At 66.1% G+C, this 19,335-nt stretch carries 21 protein-coding genes, 1 tRNA gene and 2 pseudogenes; 7 read left to right on the top strand and 17 right to left on the bottom strand.

Annotated features, from left to right (window positions below; all coding sequences use genetic code 11):
- Positions 1-195 (top strand): annotated as a pseudogene (locus tag JOY90_RS34850) (methyl-accepting chemotaxis protein); the annotation flags it as partial.
- 1,189 nt (positions 196-1,384) lie between these two features.
- On the top strand, positions 1,385-3,073 hold the full coding sequence (locus tag JOY90_RS34845) for a methyl-accepting chemotaxis protein (protein WP_291695621.1): 1,689 nt from the start codon (positions 1,385-1,387) through the stop codon (positions 3,071-3,073).
- Positions 3,074-3,076: 3 nt separating this feature from the next.
- Here JOY90_RS34845 and JOY90_RS34840 read toward each other — a convergent pair whose 3' ends face one another.
- The 6 genes from JOY90_RS34840 to JOY90_RS34815 all read right to left on the bottom strand — a co-directional run bounded on the left by JOY90_RS34840 (position 3,077) and on the right by JOY90_RS34815 (position 9,489).
- Positions 3,077-5,770 carry a DUF2339 domain-containing protein gene (locus tag JOY90_RS34840; RefSeq protein WP_291695620.1) on the bottom strand — a complete coding sequence of 898 codons (2,694 nt, stop codon included), beginning with the start codon at positions 5,768-5,770 and terminating at the stop codon, positions 3,077-3,079.
- A 36-nt stretch (positions 5,771-5,806) separates the two neighbouring features.
- Positions 5,807-6,784, bottom strand: coding sequence for an NAD regulator (locus tag JOY90_RS34835; RefSeq protein WP_291695619.1), 978 nt, complete (start codon positions 6,782-6,784; stop codon positions 5,807-5,809).
- A 12-nt stretch (positions 6,785-6,796) separates the two neighbouring features.
- Positions 6,797-7,303, bottom strand: coding sequence for a protein tyrosine phosphatase (locus JOY90_RS34830; RefSeq protein ID WP_291695618.1), 507 nt, complete (start codon positions 7,301-7,303; stop codon positions 6,797-6,799).
- A 68-nt stretch (positions 7,304-7,371) separates the two neighbouring features.
- Positions 7,372-7,983, bottom strand: coding sequence for an HD family hydrolase (locus JOY90_RS34825; protein WP_291695617.1), 612 nt, complete (start codon positions 7,981-7,983; stop codon positions 7,372-7,374).
- Between the two features lies 1 nt (position 7,984).
- The gene (locus JOY90_RS34820; RefSeq protein ID WP_291695616.1) at positions 7,985-8,614 is read right to left on the bottom strand and encodes a DNA-3-methyladenine glycosylase I; all 630 of its coding nucleotides are present in this window, start codon (positions 8,612-8,614) and stop codon (positions 7,985-7,987) included.
- On the bottom strand, positions 8,611-9,489 hold the full coding sequence (locus JOY90_RS34815) for a folate-binding protein (RefSeq protein WP_291695615.1): 879 nt from the start codon (positions 9,487-9,489) through the stop codon (positions 8,611-8,613). The genes JOY90_RS34820 and JOY90_RS34815 overlap by 4 nt, the downstream gene beginning before the upstream one ends.
- Before the next feature lie 133 nt (positions 9,490-9,622).
- On the opposite strand from JOY90_RS34815, the gene JOY90_RS34810 reads away from it, so the two are divergent.
- Positions 9,623-10,957 carry a dihydroorotase gene (locus JOY90_RS34810; RefSeq protein WP_291695614.1) on the top strand — a complete coding sequence of 445 codons (1,335 nt, stop codon included), beginning with the start codon at positions 9,623-9,625 and terminating at the stop codon, positions 10,955-10,957.
- A gap of 7 nt (positions 10,958-10,964) precedes the next feature.
- Here the strand turns inward: JOY90_RS34810 and JOY90_RS34805 are convergent, their stop codons facing one another.
- From JOY90_RS34805 to JOY90_RS34790, 4 genes are all read right to left on the bottom strand, one after another.
- Positions 10,965-11,231 (bottom strand): hypothetical protein, encoded by a 267-nt coding sequence (locus tag JOY90_RS34805; protein ID WP_291695613.1) that lies wholly within the window; start codon positions 11,229-11,231, stop codon positions 10,965-10,967.
- A 140-nt stretch (positions 11,232-11,371) separates the two neighbouring features.
- Entirely contained in the window at positions 11,372-11,746 is a 375-nt protein-coding gene (locus JOY90_RS34800; protein WP_291695612.1) for a TIGR02301 family protein, read from the bottom strand.
- A 73-nt stretch (positions 11,747-11,819) separates the two neighbouring features.
- The gene (locus JOY90_RS34795) at positions 11,820-12,239 is read right to left on the bottom strand and encodes an NUDIX hydrolase (protein ID WP_291695611.1); all 420 of its coding nucleotides are present in this window, start codon (positions 12,237-12,239) and stop codon (positions 11,820-11,822) included.
- Entirely contained in the window at positions 12,239-12,748 is a 510-nt protein-coding gene (locus tag JOY90_RS34790; protein WP_291695610.1) for a hypothetical protein, read from the bottom strand. The genes JOY90_RS34795 and JOY90_RS34790 overlap by 1 nt, the downstream gene beginning before the upstream one ends.
- Positions 12,749-12,810: 62 nt before the next feature.
- Here JOY90_RS34790 and JOY90_RS34785 point away from each other — a divergent pair, with 62 nt between their 5' ends.
- Entirely contained in the window at positions 12,811-13,578 is a 768-nt protein-coding gene (locus JOY90_RS34785) for an SOS response-associated peptidase (RefSeq protein WP_291695609.1), read from the top strand.
- A gap of 66 nt (positions 13,579-13,644) precedes the next feature.
- Here the strand turns inward: JOY90_RS34785 and JOY90_RS34780 are convergent, their stop codons facing one another.
- Genes JOY90_RS34780 through JOY90_RS34760 form a run of 5 tightly spaced genes read right to left on the bottom strand, consistent with a single transcriptional unit; the run spans position 13,645 to position 17,338 of the window.
- Positions 13,645-13,851 (bottom strand): hypothetical protein, encoded by a 207-nt coding sequence (locus JOY90_RS34780; protein WP_291695608.1) that lies wholly within the window; start codon positions 13,849-13,851, stop codon positions 13,645-13,647.
- Entirely contained in the window at positions 13,836-14,441 is a 606-nt protein-coding gene (locus tag JOY90_RS34775) for an NUDIX domain-containing protein (RefSeq protein WP_291695607.1), read from the bottom strand. The genes JOY90_RS34780 and JOY90_RS34775 overlap by 16 nt, the downstream gene beginning before the upstream one ends.
- An 8-nt stretch (positions 14,442-14,449) precedes the next feature.
- Positions 14,450-14,905, bottom strand: a complete 456-nt coding sequence (locus JOY90_RS34770) for a GNAT family acetyltransferase (RefSeq protein WP_291695606.1) — start codon at positions 14,903-14,905, stop codon at positions 14,450-14,452.
- Positions 14,902-16,329 carry an FAD-binding oxidoreductase gene (locus JOY90_RS34765; protein WP_291695605.1) on the bottom strand — a complete coding sequence of 476 codons (1,428 nt, stop codon included), beginning with the start codon at positions 16,327-16,329 and terminating at the stop codon, positions 14,902-14,904. The genes JOY90_RS34770 and JOY90_RS34765 overlap by 4 nt, the downstream gene beginning before the upstream one ends.
- 16 nt (positions 16,330-16,345) lie before the next feature.
- On the bottom strand, positions 16,346-17,338 hold the full coding sequence (locus tag JOY90_RS34760) for an L-threonylcarbamoyladenylate synthase (protein WP_291695622.1): 993 nt from the start codon (positions 17,336-17,338) through the stop codon (positions 16,346-16,348).
- Between the two features lie 70 nt (positions 17,339-17,408).
- Between JOY90_RS34760 and JOY90_RS34755 the strand changes: the two genes are divergently transcribed.
- Positions 17,409-17,485: transfer RNA gene (locus JOY90_RS34755), tRNA-Pro, on the top strand.
- A 65-nt stretch (positions 17,486-17,550) separates the two neighbouring features.
- Here the strand turns inward: JOY90_RS34755 and JOY90_RS34750 are convergent.
- Positions 17,551-17,850 (bottom strand): hypothetical protein, encoded by a 300-nt coding sequence (locus tag JOY90_RS34750; RefSeq protein ID WP_291695623.1) that lies wholly within the window; start codon positions 17,848-17,850, stop codon positions 17,551-17,553.
- Between the two features lie 318 nt (positions 17,851-18,168).
- Complete coding sequence (locus JOY90_RS34745) at positions 18,169-18,312, bottom strand: hypothetical protein (RefSeq protein ID WP_291695604.1); 144 nt, start codon at positions 18,310-18,312, stop codon at positions 18,169-18,171.
- 52 nt (positions 18,313-18,364) lie between these two features.
- Between JOY90_RS34745 and JOY90_RS34740 the strand changes: the two are divergent.
- A pseudogene (locus tag JOY90_RS34740) lies at positions 18,365-18,832 on the top strand (NADH-quinone oxidoreductase subunit B family protein); the annotation flags it as partial.
- A gap of 21 nt (positions 18,833-18,853) precedes the next feature.
- Positions 18,854-18,997 (top strand): hypothetical protein, encoded by a 144-nt coding sequence (locus JOY90_RS34735; protein ID WP_291695603.1) that lies wholly within the window; start codon positions 18,854-18,856, stop codon positions 18,995-18,997.
- The last annotated feature ends 338 nt before the right edge of the window (positions 18,998-19,335 follow it).

The raw sequence follows: 19,335 nt of genomic DNA, 5'->3' as shown, positions 1-19,335 counted from the left end.
ATCTCGCGTAACGTTCAGCAGGCGGCGCACGGCACACAGCAGGTAGCGACGAACATCACCGACGTGCAGCGCGGCGCAACCGAGACTGGATCGGCTTCGTCACAAGTTCTAACTGCGGCGCAGACGCTTTCGGAGGACAGCAACCGCCTGAGGCAGGAGGTCGGCAGGTTTCTCACCTCGGTGAGAGCCGCCTAAGGTCGGTAGTTCGTAACAGTTCGTAGGATGAGGAGAGCGCAGCTGAACCCATCACTTGGCGCGGCGTCAATGATGGGTTTCGCCCCACCTTTCATGTTCCGGCTTCATCGCGTGAAGTCGCACTCCCCATCCTACGACCGTTCATATTGTGAGAGCCGTAGGGTGCGGCCAAGGCGCACAGCGCCATGCCCACCATTATATCGACAGCATGGCTTTTGATTGGTGGGCACGCTCCGGCCTTCGTGTGGCGAACTTACGTGCATATGGCCGCTTAGCCCACCCTGCGGATCCCATCCTACACTTTCGCGTCGCGTTCTCTGAATCGATTCGCCCGGCGGGCGAAATTCGGTCGAGTGCGCCCGCCGTCGTACTGCTGGCGGGGGTTCGCATGCCGAAAATCGCCTGCGCCGGAACGAAAAGTTCGCGAAGGATTCGAGCGGTTTGGGATCATTCGGTCCCTGGATCCGAATTTTCTTCTTTCCTTTTTTCCGAATTCGTGTATATATGGCCCGTCCCGCCCCGGACACAAGGGGCGTATCGCGATCGTCACGAACGCGGGGTGGGATGCGATGGACGTGATGGCGTCGCCAGACGAGCGATGCCGGCACGGACTGCGAAAGCGTGTGGTCCTGATCCCGCGACGCTGGGATCAAGCCTCGAGGAGGACGAATCCGCGAGGTGAGGGTGGCAACAAAGCCCGTTCACCCGGGAGAGCACGCCATAAGCGTTAAAACCATCGCGCGGGGAATGCCGGGCTGTCTCGGCTGAACCTGTGGTGACTGCCGCCTGCGTTTCTTGTTGCAGGCGGGCCATGGGTTGCGGCCAACACCCGGCATTCCCTGCGCCCTCTTCTTGGAGAGGGTCTTTCGGCGCACAGCTCGGACGCACCTTGCGTCGCGAGAAGGCGACCGCATGGGCGTGGAAATCGACGGTTCGGTATCCGGAACGGAGGCCAGCCACGCTCGTCGTCGTTCCATTTCTTGATGGATCAGTTCAAATTCGTCGCATTTCCCGACCATTTTCCATAGCGAATTACCTGTCGCCCGTAATCCTACGAGGGCAGCCGTTAACCGGCGGTTGGTTCCATGGAACCTATCGTCGTGCAACACAAGCCGCGGCGCCTTAGCCATCCGCCTCCGCAGGGCCCTGGCGTGCCGATGCGATTCCACGTCGATGCATGAGCGCTCCGGTGTCCAGATATTCCATCCGTTCCAAGATCGTCGCCGTCATCGCCTTCTTCCTGGTCCTGACGTCGAGCCTCGGTCTCGTCGCCGTGCGCAGCATGGAGGCGATCAACGCCCATACGGTTGAGATCGCCAGCAACTGGCTGCCCAGCGTGCGCGTGCTCGGCGAGCTGCGCGCCGACATCAACGTGTTCCGCGTCGCGCTGCGCGCACATGTGATGGCGGAGACGTTGGAGGCGAAGGATGCGGGCGAGAAGCGGCTGTCCGGCATCCTCGAGAACATCGCGAAGGACCGCAAAGCCTATGAGCCGATGGCTTCCACGCCGGAAGAGCGGGCGATCTATGAGGAATGGTCGCGCGCCTGGGACAAGTACCTGAAGGGCGTGCAGGAGGTCGTCAGGGAATCGCGCAACAGCGTCGGCCGCATCCCGCACGAGGCGAGCGAGCTGTTGGCGAAATCGGTGGCGGTGATGGCCGCCGAATCCGACAAGATGCTGGCCAAGGACATCGAGCTGAACAATGCAGGCGCAGAGACGGCGACGCGAACGGCCGCGGCAGGCTACAGCACGGCCTTTTGGATCGTGCTGGCCATCATTTCCGCCGCCGTCCTGGCGGGTCTGGCGGTCGGCTTCCTGCTGGTTCAAGACATCTCGCGCGGTATCGCTTCGATCGTCAGGCCGATGCAGGCGTTGGGCGACGGCGACCTCGCGGCCGAGGTGACGCATCGTGGTGAGAAGACCGAGATCGGCGCCATGGCCGACACGCTGCAGGTGTTCAAGGAAGCGCTGATCGCGAAGAGGGCAACCGACGAGGCCGCCGCGCGCGATGTCGAGGCCAAGATCGAGCGCGGCCGGCAGGTCGACCGGATCACCTGCGATTTCGAAGCGGTGATCGGCAACATCGTCGAGACCGTGTCCTCGGCATCGACCCGACTAGAAGGCTCCGCGGGCACGCTGACGTCGACGGCGGGCCGCGCGCAGGAGCTTTCGACCGTCGTCGCCGCGGCGTCGGAGGAGGCTTCCACCAACGTCCAGTCGGTGGCGTCCGCCACTGAGGAGCTGACGTCGTCGGTCAAGGAGATCAGCCGCCAGGTCCACGAATCGGCGCGGATGGCGGGCGCCGCGGTCGCGCAGGCACGGGAGACCAATGAGCACGTCAGTGAATTGTCGCGCGCGGCCGGCCGCATCGATGACGTAGTCGAGCTGATCAACACCATCGCCGGACAGACCAATCTGCTCGCGCTCAACGCCACCATCGAGGCGGCGCGGGCCGGCGAGGCCGGCCGCGGCTTTGCCGTCGTCGCCTCCGAGGTCAAGGCGCTGGCCGAGCAGACCGCCAAGGCGACCGGCGAGATCGGCGAGCAGATCGCCGGCATCCAGGCGGCGACGCAGCAGTCGGTCGGCGCGATCAAGGAGATTTCGGCGACGATCGAGAAGCTGTCCGAGATTTCGTCGACCATTGCCGCCGCCGTGGAACAGCAGGGTATGGCCACGCAGGAGATTTCCCGCAACGTCCAGCAGGCGGCGCAGGGCACCGAGCAAGTATCCTGCAGCATCGCCGACGTGCAGCGCGGTGCCACCGAGACCGGATCGGCCTCGGCCGAGGTGCTCTCGGCGGCGCAGGTGCTGTCTTCCGACAGCGACCGGCTGCGGCGCGAGGTGGCGAAATTCCTCGACAGCGTGAGGGTGGCGTGACGTTCAACTCGCCGACGGCGCCGCCGCTGCCGGGGGCGGTCGTCTGCGAAAGAGGATTCGTTGATAGAGCCAGCCGATCGCGACCAGGACGAGGCCGAGGCCGATGAACGACAGTGCGCGGTAGATGCCGGTCAAGGTAGACATGTCGATCAGGAACGCCTTCAGGATCGTCAGCCCGATCACCGCGGCGGAGGCCAGCCGCGCACGCTGCGAATTCACGGCGATGCCGATGCCGAGCAGTGCGACGCCGAAGGTCAGCCAGGCGATCGAGTAGGTGTACTGTTCGGCATCCCCGGTGGCGCCCGAGGTCAGCACCGGCCCGTGATAGAGCCGGCGGATTTCCAGCGACACATAGGCGAGCGCGAACGCCAGCGCGCCTGTCGCGATGGTGTTGGCATAGGCGGCGCCGCGGCGGCCGACCACCGCATAGGACAGCAGCAGCATCAGCACCGCCGGCACCGCATAGCCGAGCAGCAGCAGGTTGACGAACGCACCATCGACGGCCGCGCCGCTCTGCATCGGATTCTCCACCAGCAGGACGCCGAACAGGCCCACCGCCCCCGCGAACAGCGTGAGCAGCACCGCGCCAACATCATGAACGATACTGTGGGTGCGGACGCGCAGTCGCTCCAGCCCGATGGCCATGGCCAACGCCACGCAGAGCTCGAGCGCGAGTTCCGCAAGTGTCGGCGTGTCGCGATAGACGTCGCCGCCATAGATCGCGTGACGGATTTCCATGAAGGCGAGCAGCACGGTGAACAGGGTCGCCGCCGCCTCGATCATGCGCAGCGGGACGTCGTCCGCACGACGGCGCAGCAGATGGCTTGCGACCCAGAACGACAGGGCCGGCACGCCGTAGCCCCAGAGCAGCCAGTTGAAGATCGGTGTGGTGCCTACATCATCGCCGGCGATGCGCGGCTCGTAGCCGATCCGCAGCACCACGATCGCAGCCAGGATCGCGGCGAGCCAGCGCAGGAACGGCACCGGCCGCCGCAGTGATATCCAGCTCGTGCCCATCGCCATCAACGCGAGCGCAATGGTGAGCCAGCCCCTTTCCAGTTCAAAGGTCAGGGCCAGCGCCAGCGCGCCGAGCGAGCCGGTCGCGAACAGGGCGGTCGAGATCATCAGGCCGGGCCGGCTCTCACGCCGGGTCAGGACCTCGGTCGCCGCGGCAAAGGCGGCCGCGAGCAGCACGGCGAGGATCGCGAACGGAATCGAGCGGTCGAGATGCGCGATGCGGGCGTAGAGCGCGATCAGCAGCGCCAGCGGCGTGAAGGTCGCGGCCCCCGACCACACGACGGGAATGATCGCGCTCGCGGATCGGCCCTGGGCCAGGAAGCCCAGGCCGCCGAATCCGGCGGCGAAGATGGCAGCTGCGATCAGATGCAGCGTGACCGATGGCTCGGTGAGGGCGGGACCGCCCATGCCGGGCAGTGCGCCGCCCGGCAGCACCAGCACCTCTGGCACGCTCCGTACCGCCCATTCGGCGAAGACGACGAACACCAGGAAAGCGCCGGCGCCGACCGCGCCGGTGGCCGCACCCGCGCGCCAGGCCACCAGCAGCGTTGCCGCGATCAGGACGGCAAAGGTGATCAGAGCCGCGTCAGCGTGTTGGCTGACCAGCACGACCAGGGTGGCGCCTGCGAGATAGGCGGCAAGCGAGCCCGACGAGACCGGTTCGATGCGGCCATCGTCGATGGGAGGGCCGAACAGAAAGCCGCAGACCACCAGCAATGCCGCGAGCGCGAAGCCCGCGACGACGTGGAAGGCGTACGGCCCGACGACAGGCGGATCGAACGTCAGGACCGGCAGGATCCAGAGCAGGTCAAGCACGATGGTGGTGACCGCGAGCCAGCGCCACAGCCGCGCCCGGGCCAGGCCGAACGACGCGGCCGTGACGATCGCGAGATGGACGTAGAGCGCCCAGAGGTCCGGTTTCTCCGAGGAGACCAGGATCGGTGTGGCGAAGGCGCCGACCACGCCGAGACCGGCCAGCGCGGGACCGTGCAGCAGCGCGGCGGCGAGCGTGCCGAGGGCGACCAACCCGAGCAGGATGAAGGCGGTCGCCGGCGCAATAAAGTCGTAGAGCGCATAGGCGGCGTAGACGGTGGCGAACGCCACCGCCGTCCCTGCCGCCGTCAGGATGGCCGGGATGTTGGCCATCGGCAGCGCCTCGATCTCGGCGATGCTCTGCCTGCGGCGGGTCCATTCGCCCACGCCGAGCAGCGCCAGCGCGAACAGGCCTCCGAGGAAGGTGCGCACGCGCGGGCCGAGCAATCCTGCCTCGATCGAGTAGCGCACCAGGAAAAAGCCGCCGAGTGCGAGCGTCAGGCCGCCGATCCAAACCACCCAGCGGGTGCCGATCTGTTCCTCGAAGCCGCGGTCGTCCGCCGGTGGAGGGGGTATCGCTGGCGCTGCTCGGGCGCTCGCGGGCTCGGTGGCCGTCTCCGGCTCAAGCGGCAGCGGTTCGCCGGGACTCGTGGCCGGTGCTGCAACGATCGGCGCGGCGGATGCTTCGATCTCCAGATCAGGCGGCAGCGGCGGCGGCGCGGGCCGTGCGGCGGCCTGCGCGGCTCCCGCCTCCAGGACGCCGAGCCGGCCGCGCAGCGCAGCGGCATCTTCCCGAGCCTTATGCGCAAGGAACAGTGCAACGCCGGCCACCACCAGCGCGATGAAATCGAGGGGCGCATCAAACATTCAGGTGCCTGCCTGGCAAGATCCAAAGGTCATGGTTCAGCGCCGTCCGCGCACGCGCAGGCCCGGCGCGGGCCGCTCCTGCAGCACCTCGCGACGAAATCGGAACAGCGCGGCAGGCCTCCCCCCCGTCTGTGTCGACATCACACCGGTCGGTTCGACCAGCGCCTCCGATTCGACGAGTCTGCGGAAGTTCTGCTTGTGCAGATGCCTGCCGGAGATCGCTTCCACGGTCCGCTGCAGCTCCGTGAGCGTGAACTCCGGCGGCAGGAGCTCGAACACCACGGGGCGGTATTTCAACTTCGCGCGCAGCCTCGCGATCGCGGTGGCGAGAATGCGCCGGTGATCGAAGTGCATGGTGGCGCCGAGCACGGGGATCGATTTCCGTGCCAGCGCCGCCCTCCGGCCATCGCGCCGCGCTTCCTCCACGAGGCCCGCTTCGTACAAGAGCTCGTACCGGTCGAGCACACGTTCCTCGTCCCAGTGGCCGCGCTCGCTGCCGAAATAGAGCCGCACGCGGTCCTTGCGGGGAAGTGCCCGCGTACTTTCCGGCGCGTCACCCTGCGCGGCCCAGCGGTTCAGCTCGGGCAGAATGTCGCGCGCGATGACCGCGGGCTGCTCCTGTCGCCAGTCTTCCCAGGGAAAGAAACGGTACCAGGGCTCGAAGGTCGCCCCCGGCGCGGGCGCGGCATTTCCGGCGGGGCGGGTCAGTGCGAGATAGCCGATCGAGGCGACGTGGACTTCGGTGTCACCGGCCTGGGTATGCCGGCCGCGATCACCGAAGGTGTAGAGCTGCTCGACATAGCCGAGCCTCAGTCCGGCCTGTTCCTCCACCCAGGCGCGCAGGCCGATCTCGAAGGTGCGGTGCGCGACCGCGTCGAACGGGCCGAACGGCAGTCCGGTAAGCCTGTCGCCGTCGGAGCCGGAGGCAGTGAGGATGAGCGGCTCGTTGCCCTCGATCGCGACGATCGCCGCGGTCAGGCCGATCTCGATCGGCGTGAGGGGCTGTTCACTCATCTCACTGGTGTTTCACTCGAGCTCGATGCGGAACGGCTTGCCTTCGACCATCATGCTGGCTGGGCCGATCTCATCGAGCGCGCGCAGCATGCGTCCGTCGCGGCCGAGCGCCCTGTCGGCGAGGCCGACCATCAGCCGGTTCGGCGAGGCCATCGGGGAAGCGGCGCGGATCTGCTGCGCGATCACCCTCTCGTCCCGGCGCGGGTTGAGCATGCAGGCGGCCGCGAACGCGCTCGCGGTCGAGCGGCTGACGCCGGCATAGCAGTGGATCACGAGCGGCGCGCCGCGGTTCCATCCGCGCACGAAGGCCAGCACCTGCTCGATATGCGCTTCCGACGGAATGACAAAGCCCTCCATCGGCTCGGTGATGTCGTCCACCGAGATCTTGAGATGATTGGCGGCCAGGATCGATTCCGGCCGCTGCACCTGGTCGACCTTGCCCATCACCGTCAGCACATGGCTGGCGCCGGTCAGCCGGACGACCTCGGGCAGGGCGGCGAGCGAGCAGACGTGGATCATGGCAGTCTCATGGAATCGCAGGCGATGAAGCGGACCCGCGGCCGTGAAAGCAGGTTCGCGCGGCGCGTTCAAGCCTGCAGCGACTTGAACCGCGCCAGAAACTGCTTCTCGGCCTTCGCCGCGCTCCACGGCGTCAGGTATGCCTGCCGCACGGTGGCCGGCAGACCGGGATCGCGCCCGAACAGCCGCTTCGCCTCGGCTTCGGTGAAGCCAGCGAGCATGGTGGCCTCCAGATACGCCGCGCCGCGGTCGGCCTCCTTGATCTGCCGTTCGATATCGAGGCTGAGCGCCGCCGGTAACCCGAAACGGATGTGGATCGCCGCCAGCAGCCGCCGTTCCACCGTCTTGTAGCTGCCGCCCAGTACCGCCTTGAACGGGGAGATCATGTCGCCGATGACGTATTCAGGTGCGTCATGCAAGAGGGCCGCAAGCCGCAGCCGCGCATCGATCCGCGGCGTGTGCGCCCGCATCACGGCTTCGACCAGCAGCGTATGCTGCGCCACCGAAAAGATGTGCGCGCCGCTGGTCTGGCCGTTCCAGCGCGCGACGCGTGCCAGGCCGTGGGCGATATCGGCGATCTCGATGTCGAGCGGCGAGGGGTCGAGCAGATCGAGCCGCCGGCCCGACAGCATCCGCTGCCAGACGCGCGCCTGCGCCACCGACCGCTTCGCGAGCGCCATGTTACTTTGTTGCTTTGGTGCGGGCCGCCCGGCGTTTGGCCCCGCAGTCCTCGTGACAGAAGCAGGTGACCAGATGGTCGTTGACCATACCGGTCGCCTGCATGAAGGCATAGACGATGGTCGGGCCGACGAACTTGAAGCCCCGGCCCGACAGTTCCTTCGATATCCTGATCGAGAGAGGCGTCGAGGCCGGCACGCTCGCGGTGGTCCTGAAGCTGTTCACCTTCGGCTTGCCGTCGACGAAGTCCCAGAGAAATTTCGAGAAACCAGGGCCTTCCTCCATGATCTTGAGATAGGACTTCGCACTCTCGATGGTGCCCTCGATCTTGGCGCGGTTGCGAACGATGCCGAGGTCGTTCATCAGCGCGTGGACCTTCGTGGCATCGTAGCGGGCGATCTTGGCGGGCTCGAAATCGTGGAAGGCGCGGCGGAAGTTCTCCCGTTTGCGCAGGATGGTGATCCAGGACAGCCCGGCCTGGAAGCCGTCGAGGATCAGCTTCTCGTAGAGCGCACGATCGTCATATTCCGGCACGCCCCATTCGGTATCGTGATAGGCGACGTAGAACGGATCTTCACCCGGCCACGGGCACCGCGTCTTGCCGTCGGGATGCAGGCGTGCTGAGCCGCTCATGCGGACTGCTTTGCGGACGGTTGCAGGTCGTTTGCGTCGGCGAGACGGATCGCGAGCCCGCCGGCTGTGAGCGGCAAGCCCGAATTGAGCGCATCGCTGACGCGGTCGGTGCGGATCAGCGCCAGGCCGTTCTCGCCGGCGGTCGAGCCCATAGTGCCGACCGGCTTGTCGCCGGCGAGGATGGTGGCGCCGGCCTCGGGGCGCGGCCCGTCGAGGCGAACGCGCACGGTGCGGGTCCGCGCAGTGCCGCGGTGCTGCATCCGCGAGACGACCTCCTGACCGATATAGCAGCCCTTGTCGAAATCGACGCCGGCGAGCCGGTCCATATTGGTCTCGTGCGGGAAGGCGTCGCCATAGGAGAAATCGAGCCCGCCACGCGGTATCCCGAGTGCGATGCGGTGCGCCTCGTAGACTTCGTTGTCGACGAGGTCGGCGCCAATCAGATCAGCGACCTTTTGCGCAAGCTCCGCAGGGGCAAGAAGGCGAAGGCCGAGGTCCGCTTTCCTTGGGTCGGCGAAGGCGAGATCCGGAGTGGTGGTCGGCTCACCATCCCAGGCCGCGATGACGCCGAGGCTGTCGGAGCGGTTTTCCACCGCTACCTTGGCGCGCAATTTGTAGAAGCCGAGCTTCTGGGCGAGCGCTGGGGCCAGCGCACGCGGGCAGTCGATCAGGAAGCCACCGCCATGGCCTGCGGGGATCTCGGTGATCAGGAAGTCGACGATGATCTTGCCCTGCGGGGTCAGCAGCGCGCCAAATCGCCCGAAGCCGGGCTTCAGCTCGGTCACATCGGTGGTGACGAGCCCATTGAGGAAATTGCGCGCGTCCTCGCCGAGCACCTTGACCACGCCCCGGTCGGGAAGAAACGCAGCTTTCATGGCGACGAAGTTTCTCTTGATGTTCTTGTTGAAGGGCAACTAGCGGATTTCAACCAGAAACGTAAGACGCTAAATTGCGCCGAACAAGGCCTCACCCGGCCTCAAGTTCAATCGAAGCACAGGCCGAGGCGTGATGATCCAACGATTTGACACGATTCTCAAATCCGGCACGATGGTCAACCAGGACGGCGAGGGGGTCCGCGACATCGGAATTTCGGGCGGTCGCATCGCCGAGATCGGGACGCTTGCCGCAGATCGCGCAGCCGAAGTGATCGATTGCAAGGGCTTGCACATCCTGCCCGGCGTGATCGACACCCAGGTGCATTTTCGCGAACCGGGCCTGACGCAGAAGGAGGATCTGGAAACGGGCTCGCGCAGCGCCGTGATGGGCGGCGTGACGGCGGTGTTCGAGATGCCCAATACCGATCCGTTGACCGTGACCGAAGCGGCGTTCACCGACAAGGTGAAGCGCGGCCGGCATCGCATGCATTGCGATTTCGCTTTCTTCATCGGCGGCACCCGCGAGAATGTTCAGGCTCTGCCTGAGCTTGAACGCGCCGAGGGCTGCGCCGGGGTCAAGGTCTTCATCGGCTCCTCCACCGGATCGCTCCTGGTCGAGGACGACGAGAGCCTGCGGCGCATTCTCCAGGTCATCCGCCGCCGCGCCGCCTTCCACGCCGAGGACGAGTACCGTCTCAACGAGCGCAAGCCGTTGCGGATCGAAGGTGACCCGCGCTCGCATCCGCTCTGGCGCGACGAGGCCGCGGCGCTGATGGCGACCGAGCGGCTGGTCAGGCTCGCACGCGAGACCGGCAAGCGCATCCATGTGCTGCACATCTCGACCAAGGAGGAGATCGAATTCCTGCGCGACCACAAGGATGTGGCCTCCTGCGAAGCGACGCCACATCATCTGACCCTGGTCGCACCCGACTGCTACGAACGCCTCGGTACCCACGCTCAGATGAATCCCCCGGTGCGCGCGGCGGAGCACCGCGCCGGCATCTGGCGCGGCATCGAGCAGGGCATCATCGACGTGCTCGGCTCCGACCACGCCCCGCATACGCTGGAAGAGAAGGCCAAGGTCTATCCGGCCTCGCCCTCGGGCATGACCGGGGTGCAGACGCTGGTGCCGGTCATGCTCGATCACGTCAATGCCGGCCGCCTGTCGCTGGCGCGGTTCGTCGATCTCACCAGCGCGGGGCCGGCGCGGCTCTATAACATCTCCTGCAAGGGCCGCATCGCCGCCGGCTATGACGCCGACTTCACGGTGGTCGACCTCAAGCGCAGCGAGGTCATCACCAACCGGTGGGTCGCCTCGCGCGCAGGCTGGACGCCCTATGACGGCCTGCGGGTCACCGGCTGGCCGGTCGGCACCTTCGTGCGCGGAAAGCGGGTGATGTGGCAGGGCGAACTCGTGACGCCCGCGACCGGCGAGCCGGTCAGGTTTCTCGAGACGTTGAAGCCATAGGTAAGGACTATTGCTTCGACAGCGACACCGAGAACTCGCCGTGGCGCACGCGCAACGGCACGCCCTCGATGAACTTCGCCACCGCCTCCTCGCCGTAGGTTCCGACCAGCTCGGCGAGCGCCGCGAACAGGCTCGCCTGCGCCAGGCAATCGCCGTCGATGCCGTCGATGCGCGCCTCGGCCCAGGCCTCGCTGAGATAGGTGAGCGCCGCCCGCCGCTGCTCGTGGTCGGGCAGGGGCTCGCGTTCGAAGCCGAAGGACGCAGGATGATTCATGGGCACAACGGAAGGTACTGGGCGATGCTCCAGGGCGGAGCGCGCGAACGCGTTAACGTGTAGCACGTGGTTTCAGCCCGCCTAGACCACTTCTTGAGGAAAGGTTAATGCCGCCACAGAATGTGCATAATTGTTTCCCGCTAGTTCGCGTAGCGCGCGGTGAGGTCGCGGGCGATTTTCGAGCCCTCCTCGACATAGCGGCGGATCGCCACCACGGCGGCGGGCGTGCAGGTCCGGTAGGTCTGCTGGAAGCCGTTGTAGCCGCGGTTGAAGCCGGCGACCATGCGGGCGCGGCGGTCGCCCGACGGGGTCTCGGCATCGATCAGCGCCTGCATCTGGTTGCGCCATTTGGCGCCTTCATTGCTGCCGCAGATGCCGCGCAGGTAGTGCAGGGTGCCGAGGATCTCGGCCAACCGCTGCAGGTCGCCGTCGAACGGCGCTGCCGCATCCTCCGCCCGTGCGGGGCCGGACAGGCAGGCGGTGACAACCAGGAATGCAGCCAGGAGACGTTTCATGCTCGGTCCAGGAGGCCCGCTGATAGCCCCTCAAAGGCGCGGAAAGCAAGGCACGAGGGTGTGGCAAGTCGGCCTATATCAGCCGCTGCGCGGCTGCGATGACTTCGACGAGTCCGCCGGTCAGCTTGAGGCCGACGATGTCCTCCGGTTTCAGCCATTTGAAATCGTCGAGCTCCTCGTTCAGCACCGGCTCGTTGCCGACCCAGCGCGCCGCGAACGACATGATCAGATAGTGGCCGCCACCGCCATTGGCTGGCAGCACCTCGCGCCAGCCGGCGAGGCCCCTGATCTCGATCTCCAGGCCGGTCTCCTCGTCGACCTCCCGGTGCAAGGCGGCGTGCAGGGATTCGCCGAATTCGACCCGGCCGCCCGGCAGCGAGTAGAAGCCCTTGGCCGGCGAGCGCGCCCGCCGCACCAGCAGAACCTTGTCGTCGCGAAAGATGGCGGCGCTGACCGCGAGCTGGGGATGAGATGGGGCTGAGGCGGACGCCATCAATGGGTCATGATGTAGTCGACGTCGGCCTCCGAGCCGCCGTTGATCAGGCCGCCGGCTGCCGCCACCAGCGGCTTGACCCAGTGGGTCGCCTGCTCGGCGAGCTTGGCCCTCGTCGCGGCCTGGGTCGCGTCCAGCATCGCCGCGCTCACGGCGACCAGGATCGAGGTCATGGTGCCGGTGATCTGGTCGAATTCGGCGCGCAAGGCGGGATCGGCGGATTCATAGGCCGAGATCGCGAGGTCGCGCGCGGCGAAGTTGGACGCGGTGAAATGCTCGGCATAGGACAAGGGACGCCACTGCAGGAAATCCTCGGCGCATTCCGGGATGTCCGGAATCATCTCGAGCAGCATCACGGCTTCGTTGAAGTGGTTGAGATAGTCGGTGGCGAGCCCCGTCCGCGGATTGATGTTCGCCGCCCGCAGTTCCTTGGCGCGGGCCTCGTCGAGGCCCGGCGGCAACGGTGTCAGGTGGGCCGGTTGGGCGGATGGTTGGGCCGTCGACGTCATCTGCGGCAGTGTTCGCATTTCAGGTTAAAAGGTACTGAACGGATAGCTATCTGGATCAGAGAATGTGCGGTCGCTTCGTCATCACCTCGCCACCGGAGGCGCTTCGGCAGATTTTCGGCTTTGTCGAGCAGCCGAATTTCCCGCCGCGGCACAATATAGCACCGACGCAGCCGGTGCCCGTCATTATTCTGGAAAATGGCGTCAGGCATTTCCGCTTGATGCGCTGGGGCTTCGTGCCTTCCTGGGTCAAGGATCCCCGTAAGATTACGCTGCTGATCAACGCGCGCTCCGAGACCGTCGTCGAGAAGCCCGCGTTCAAGAACGCGATTCGGCGCCGGCGCTGTCTGATCCCCGCCGACGGCTATTACGAGTGGCAGGCGGGAGCGGATGGCAAGCGCCCTTACTTCATCCATCGCCGCGACGGCAAGCCGTTCGGGCTGGCGGGGGTCGCCGAGAGCTGGATGGGTCCGAACGGTGAGGAGCTCGACACCGTTGCGGTCGTCACGGCGCCGGCGAGCGCCGATCTTTCGGTGCTGCATCACCGTGTGCCCGTGACATTGATGCCCGTCGATTTCGAACGCTGGCTCGACTGCCGCGAGGACGATGTGGCGCCGGTGCTGCATCTGCTGGTCGGGCCGGAGGAGGGGGAATTCGTGTGGCACGCGGTGTCGCGGCGCGTGAACAGCGCGAACAACGACGACGCCCAATTGCTCCTGCCGATCTCGGACGAGGAGCGCGCCGCGGAAGAAGCGCCGAAGCCGGCGAAGCGGACGGCCGCGAAGAAGCCGCCGCCGCCCAGCTCCGACGACGGGCAGGGATCGTTGTTCTAGGGTGTTCATTGCTCTGGAAGCCTGCATCTCGCCTTTCTTGTCTTACCCACGCATCGTGGTCCGTGATCATGCCGCGGCCACGGCCGATCCCAGCGCTTCGTTGCTGAAGGCCTTGCCGCCAATGGTGCGCATGCGCGCGAACGCGCGCTGGCGCTGCTCGCGATTCTTTCGGGCGCCGCGGCGATGGCGCGCGCGGTCAAGGACGAGCGCTTGCGCCGCGAGCTTCTGGCCGCTGCCAATGGGGCGGCGAAGGCGATCTAGCCCGTTGTCCATGACGTGACGTCGCGGAAAACACAGAGCGCCGCGTATTGCAGCAGCATAATGGTCTTGGCATCGACGATGCGGCCGTCGGCGATCATCGCCAGCGCCTCGTCGATCGATAGCTCCAGCACCTCGATGTCCTCACCCTCCTCGGCGTTGCCGCCGCCGCTGCCGATCCGCATCTTTTCATCGTATTCGGCGACGAAGAAGTGCAGCTTCTCCGTCACTGCGCCCGGGCTCATGAATGCCTCGAACACCTTGTGGACGTGATGCAGGCGGTAGCCAGTCTCCTCCTCGGCCTCGGCGCGGATGCGCGCTTCGGGCTCGGCATCGTCGAGCAGGCCGGCGGCCGCCTCGACCAGGAGATCGTCGTGGCCGTTGACATAAGCGGGATAACGGAACTGGCGCACGAGGACCACGCTGCGGCGTGCGCGATTATAGGGCAACAGCGCCGCGCCATTGCCGCGGTCGTAGGTCTCGCGGTGCTGGGTCTGCCACTCGCCATTGTTGCGCCGCCATTCGAAGGTGGTGGTCTTCAGCGTGTAATGATCGTCCGAGAGCAGGCGGACGTCCTTGATGCGGATGCGGTCGGAGACGGTCATGCTGCTCCTCACGGCGTCGGTGCGCGGCCGTCGAGCCATTTCGCGAAGGTCGTGCGATTCTGGTCGTAATAGCCGAGCGCCTGGTAGAAGGCGTGCACCTTTTCATTGTCGCCGCGCACCATGAGCTGCAGCTTCTCGATGCCGCGCCCGCGCAGCCAGTCCTCCGCCGCCGCCATGATGGCGCGGCCGTAGCCCTTGCCACGCTGGTCCGGATCGACGGAGACGTAATAGACCCAGCCGCGATGGCCGTCATGGCCGACCAGCACGGAGGCCACCGGCGCGCCCGCATCGCGGCCGAGCAGCACGGTGGCATTGCCGTCGCGCCGGGCCAATGCGATGTCGCCGGCCGGATCGTTCCAGGGCCGCGTCAGATCGCAGCGCCGCCAGAGCGCAATCACCTCCGGCAGGTCGTGATCCTCGATGCTCGTGATCGCCAGCGCCTGATCGGCGGTCTCTGCACTCATAACACCTTGCCCGGATTCATGATGCCGTTCGGATCGAGCATCGCCTTGATCTGCCGCATCAGCGCGATCGCGGTCTTGTCCTTCACATCAGGCAATTCGTCGCGCTTGAGCACGCCGATGCCGTGCTCGGCCGAGATCGATCCGCCCATCCTCAGCACGATGTCGAACACCACCGCGTTGACCTCGTGCCAGCGGCCGAGGAAATCCGCGCCGTCCGCGCCGACGGGCTGGCTGACATTGTAGTGGATGTTGCCGTCGCCGAGATGGCCGAACGGCACCGGCCGCGCGCCGGGGATCAGCTTCACCACCGCGGCGTCGGCCGCGGCGATGAAGTCAGGCACGGCGGCCACGGGAACGGAGATGTCGTGCTTGATCGAGCCGCCTTCCGGCTTCTGCGCCGCCGACATCTCGTCGCGCAATTTCCAGAACGCCTGACGCTGGCTGAGGCTGGCTGCGATCACGGCGTCGTCGACGATGCCGTGATCCAGGCCCTTGGTCAGAATGGCCTCCAGCGTGTCCCGGGCATCGTCGCGCGGCGATGACAATTCCATCAGCACGTACCAGCGGTGCTTGCCTTGCAGGGGATCGCGCACGTCGATGCCGTGGCGGATCGAGAAATCGACCGAAATCTCGGACAGCAATTCGAAGCTCGTCAGCGTGCCGGCGGCCAACCCTTGCGAGATTTGCAGAAGCTTCAGCGCCTGCGCGGGCAAGGCGAGGCCGACGAAGGCGGTCTCGATCGCGCGCGGCTTCGGAAACAGCCTCAAGGTTGCCGCGGTGACGATGCCGAGCGTGCCTTCCGCGCCGATGAACAGGTTGCGAAGATCGTAGCCGGTGTTGTCCTTCTTCAGCTTGGAGAGCAGGTTCAGCACCCGGCCATCGGCCAGCACCACCTCGACGCCGAGCGCCATCTCGCGCGCCACGCCATAGGCGAGCGCGGTGGTGCCGCCGGCATTGGTGGAGAGGTTGCCGCCGATGGTGCAACTGCCCTCGGCGCCGAGCGACAGCGGAAACAGCCGGTCGACCTCGGCGGCACGCTGTTGGGCGACCTGCAGGATGACGCCGGCCTCGCAGGTCATGGTGTTGGAGGCGGTATCGACGTCGCGGATCCGGTCCAGCCGGCGCAGCGAGACCACGACCTCGCCATGGTGCGGCGTCTGCCCGCCGACCAGGCCGGTATTGCCGCCCTGCGGCACCAGCGCTATTCTGTGCTCGTTGGCGAGCTTGCAGATCGCCGACACTTCGGCGGTCGAGCCCGGCCGCAGCACCAGCGGCGAGCGGCCGTGGAACAGGTCGCGTTCCTCGGTGACATAGGGCGCGATGTCGGCCGTATCCGTCATCGCATATTTGTCGCCCACGATCTTGCGGAACTTCGCGATCAACTCGGCTGGGGGCGGAGGCGCCGCCGGCTGTGAGACGTTCATTGTTGTTCTTTCCCGGTCATTCCCGCCCGACGGCGGCGCGGCGCAGCCGGTCGTTGATGGCTTCGCCGAGACCCTCGTTCGGAATCGGCATCACCGCAATCGTCCGCGCCGCTGTGGCGTCGAGCGCGCGAAGATAGCCGAAAAGATGGGTCGCGGCTTCCGCGAGATCGCCGCGCGTCGACAAATTCATCACCGCGGCGGCGTGCGCGGCGCCGGCGGGCAAGGCCGGGCCGAAGGCGAGCAGCACTTCGCCGGCCTCGACGGCACTGGCTTCGAGCCGGACGCGCGCACGCGGCGCGTAATGCGAAGTCAGCATGCCCGGCGCCAAGGGTTGCGCACTGTCGGTCTCGGCATTTCGCGGCGGCTGCGCCAGCGCGCAGCCGAGCACGGCCTCGATCCGCTCGCGCGGCACACCGCCGGGCCTGAGCAGCATCGGCGTGTCAAAACAGCCGACGACGGTGGATTCGACGCCGACCGCGACCGGCCCGCCATCCACGATCATCTCGATGCGGCCGACGAGGTCGCTTTGCACATGCGCGGCCGTCGTCGGCGAGACATGACCCGAAATATTGGCCGAGGGCGCCACCACCGGGCGGCCGAACGTCGTCAGGATCGCCCGGGCGACCGGGTGCGAGGGAACGCGGATCGCGATCGTATCGAGACCCGAGGTTGCAAGATCGGACACCGCGCAATCCCAGGTCTTCGGCAGCACCAGGGTCAGCGGCCCCGGCCAGAACGCGGCGGCAAGCGCCGTCGCGGTCGTATCGAAAACGCCAATCCTTCGGGCGGCGGCCAGATCGGCGACATGGGAGATCAGCGGATTGAAGGCGGGCCGGCCCTTCGCCTCATAGATGCGGGCGACCGCGGCCGGGTTGGTCGCGTCGGCACCGAGCCCATAGACGGTCTCCGTCGGGAACGCCACCAGCCCGCCGGTCGCGAGCACGCGCGCGGCCGAGGCCACGCTGGCCTCGCCGGCCGGGCAAATCTCGGTGGCCAGGCCCGGTATCACAGGCACGAAAATCTCCTGGTTCGGCTGCTTGCGGTGGGGCAAGGCCAAGGTTATAAGCCGGCCTCTCAGTCGGAGTGTGGCTCAGCCCGGTAGAGCACTGCGTTCGGGACGCAGGGGTCGCAGGTTCGAATCCTGCCACTCCGACCAGAATTCCTTGGTTTTTTCTCCTCATTTCGCCCCTCGGTCAAGTTGGCCGCCGTTTCGGCTGCACATCACTCGATTGACTCCGCGGTGGTCGATCGTCCGTCGTGATCGCGCGGCTGGCGGGCCGCCACACGCTCCTTGCGTTGCTTTTCCATCAAAATCGCGATGCTGTCCGGAGGAGCGCTTGCGGACGAAGCCAGCCACGCGTCGATCCGCAACGCCGTCTCGGCTTGGCGGGCCTTGCGCCAGAGCATGGCCTGCTCCGGGCCAGGGGACAGGCCTCTTGCGCGCTCGCGCAGACGGTTCGCTTCCTCGGTCAGACGTTGCGCCAACGTCGTGGTTTGCCTGAAGCGCCGCCGTTTCATCATGATGTCCTCGTCTTCTCTTCATGACCGACAGAACATAATTAGCGCGCCTCATCCGACGGTGAACTAACCTAAGTGAATGCTCCCGGCGTTCCCGCACCAAACTTTCCTGTGACTGCGGCAAGCAGCACTGCATCGAGGGCGCCAGCGAAACGCCCCGGATCGGCCGCTCGCCTGCGGTGCTGGCGCGCCGGTTGCGTCTCATCGCGGGAATGAAGGATTCAACCAAGTTAATGCGGGAACTGTCGGGATGTAGAAGGATGAAGATGCGCCACTGTGGTGGCGTATCCCATTTTACCCACGACTTGTCCCGCTTCAGTGTCAGCGGAGCGGGACTTTTTTGACCTGCAGGATGGCCTTCGCCCATCGCGACGCGCGCTCCCGATTGTTTCTTAGCAACGAACGTCCATGCCACTCGTTGGCCGATTGGCACAGCTTCTCCGGGTGCGGCATGAAACTCGCCATGGAGCCCTCCATGTTGGAAAATTCTCCGGAAACCCTCTGGGATGCGGCAAATCACGAGCTTGGCGACCGAGGCTACTTCGTCGCGCCGGTCGACGACCTGGTGCAGTGGGCACGCTCGGGATCGCTGATGTGGATGACGTTCGGCCTGGCCTGCTGTGCGATCGAGCAGATGCAGGTTTCGATGCCGCGCTACGATGTCGAACGGTTCGGCTGCGCGCCGCGCGCGTCGCCGCGTCAGTCCGACTGCATGATCGTCTCGGGAACGCTCTGCAACAAGATGGCTCCCGCGCTCCGCAAGGTCTACGACCAGATGCCGGAACCCCGCTACGTGATCTCGATGGGCTCGTGTGCGAATGGCGGCGGATATTATCACTACTCCTACTCGGTCGTTCGCGGCTGCGATCGCATCGTTCCCGTCGATATCTACGTCCCAGGATGTCCGCCGACCGCGGAAGCACTGCTGTACGGCATCCTGCTTCTGCAGAAGAAGATCAGGCGGACAGGGACGATCGAGCGATAGCCAGCGACGGGGAGGCCACCCATGGAAATCGTCTTTCTCATCGGCGCGTTCGTTCTGCTCATCGCAATCATCTATGGCACGCTGAGCTATCGCAAGCGCGACAAGGCCGCGGAGCAGGCGGGCGAGGCCGTCGTAACGGACAGGTATGAGCGCGACGAGACCTGAGCGCTCGGTCTGATCTCGATGCAAGCTGCCATCAGCGGTTGCTCGCGACCACCGCCGACAGATCGGATGATTCACATTTGCTAATGCCCGCCCCCGAAGGCTGTCGTCTATTTTGAGCCGGCGGAGGGGGAGGGACAAAATGGACTTTACGCAGCGTTTTTTCATCACGATGGCCATGACGGGATTTGTGCTGTTGATCGCCGCCGTCGCCTGGTCGATGCTCATGTGAGCGCTTCACGGCTCTTGACATGCCGCCGCCTTCCCGCGGCGCGATGACGCCCGGGCTGTGGTGAAGATCGTGCCCTCGACAGATGAGAGGGCGCAGGGAATGCCGGGTG

It is taken from the genome of Bradyrhizobium sp. (genome assembly GCF_019242285.1).
Lineage (GTDB): Bacteria > Pseudomonadota > Alphaproteobacteria > Rhizobiales > Xanthobacteraceae > Bradyrhizobium.
Note: the sequence above shows the minus strand (reverse complement) of the source record. Positions and strands in the feature narration are given on the sequence as shown.

What these genes read in the sequence shown, in the direction of transcription:
- JOY90_RS34840 (WP_291695620.1), bottom strand. Translation starts at nt 5,770, where the DNA reads ATGTTTGATGCGCCCCTCGATTTCATCGCGCTGGTGGTGGCCGGCGTT.
- JOY90_RS34835 (WP_291695619.1), bottom strand. Translation starts at nt 6,784, where the DNA reads ATGAGTGAACAGCCCCTCACGCCGATCGAGATCGGCCTGACCGCGGCG.
- JOY90_RS34830 (WP_291695618.1), bottom strand. Translation starts at nt 7,303, where the DNA reads ATGATCCACGTCTGCTCGCTCGCCGCCCTGCCCGAGGTCGTCCGGCTG.
- JOY90_RS34825 (WP_291695617.1), bottom strand. Translation starts at nt 7,983, where the DNA reads ATGGCGCTCGCGAAGCGGTCGGTGGCGCAGGCGCGCGTCTGGCAGCGG.
- JOY90_RS34820 (WP_291695616.1), bottom strand. Translation starts at nt 8,614, where the DNA reads ATGAGCGGCTCAGCACGCCTGCATCCCGACGGCAAGACGCGGTGCCCG.
- JOY90_RS34815 (WP_291695615.1), bottom strand. Translation starts at nt 9,489, where the DNA reads ATGAAAGCTGCGTTTCTTCCCGACCGGGGCGTGGTCAAGGTGCTCGGC.
- JOY90_RS34810 (WP_291695614.1), top strand. Translation starts at nt 9,623, where the DNA reads ATGATCCAACGATTTGACACGATTCTCAAATCCGGCACGATGGTCAAC.
- JOY90_RS34805 (WP_291695613.1), bottom strand. Translation starts at nt 11,231, where the DNA reads ATGAATCATCCTGCGTCCTTCGGCTTCGAACGCGAGCCCCTGCCCGAC.
- JOY90_RS34800 (WP_291695612.1), bottom strand. Translation starts at nt 11,746, where the DNA reads ATGAAACGTCTCCTGGCTGCATTCCTGGTTGTCACCGCCTGCCTGTCC.
- JOY90_RS34795 (WP_291695611.1), bottom strand. Translation starts at nt 12,239, where the DNA reads ATGGCGTCCGCCTCAGCCCCATCTCATCCCCAGCTCGCGGTCAGCGCC.
- JOY90_RS34790 (WP_291695610.1), bottom strand. Translation starts at nt 12,748, where the DNA reads ATGACGTCGACGGCCCAACCATCCGCCCAACCGGCCCACCTGACACCG.
- JOY90_RS34785 (WP_291695609.1), top strand. Translation starts at nt 12,811, where the DNA reads ATGTGCGGTCGCTTCGTCATCACCTCGCCACCGGAGGCGCTTCGGCAG.
- JOY90_RS34780 (WP_291695608.1), bottom strand. Translation starts at nt 13,851, where the DNA reads ATGGACAACGGGCTAGATCGCCTTCGCCGCCCCATTGGCAGCGGCCAG.
- JOY90_RS34775 (WP_291695607.1), bottom strand. Translation starts at nt 14,441, where the DNA reads ATGACCGTCTCCGACCGCATCCGCATCAAGGACGTCCGCCTGCTCTCG.
- JOY90_RS34770 (WP_291695606.1), bottom strand. Translation starts at nt 14,905, where the DNA reads ATGAGTGCAGAGACCGCCGATCAGGCGCTGGCGATCACGAGCATCGAG.
- JOY90_RS34765 (WP_291695605.1), bottom strand. Translation starts at nt 16,329, where the DNA reads ATGAACGTCTCACAGCCGGCGGCGCCTCCGCCCCCAGCCGAGTTGATC.
- JOY90_RS34750 (WP_291695623.1), bottom strand. Translation starts at nt 17,850, where the DNA reads ATGATGAAACGGCGGCGCTTCAGGCAAACCACGACGTTGGCGCAACGT.
- JOY90_RS34745 (WP_291695604.1), bottom strand. Translation starts at nt 18,312, where the DNA reads ATGGCGAGTTTCATGCCGCACCCGGAGAAGCTGTGCCAATCGGCCAAC.
- JOY90_RS34735 (WP_291695603.1), top strand. Translation starts at nt 18,854, where the DNA reads ATGGAAATCGTCTTTCTCATCGGCGCGTTCGTTCTGCTCATCGCAATC.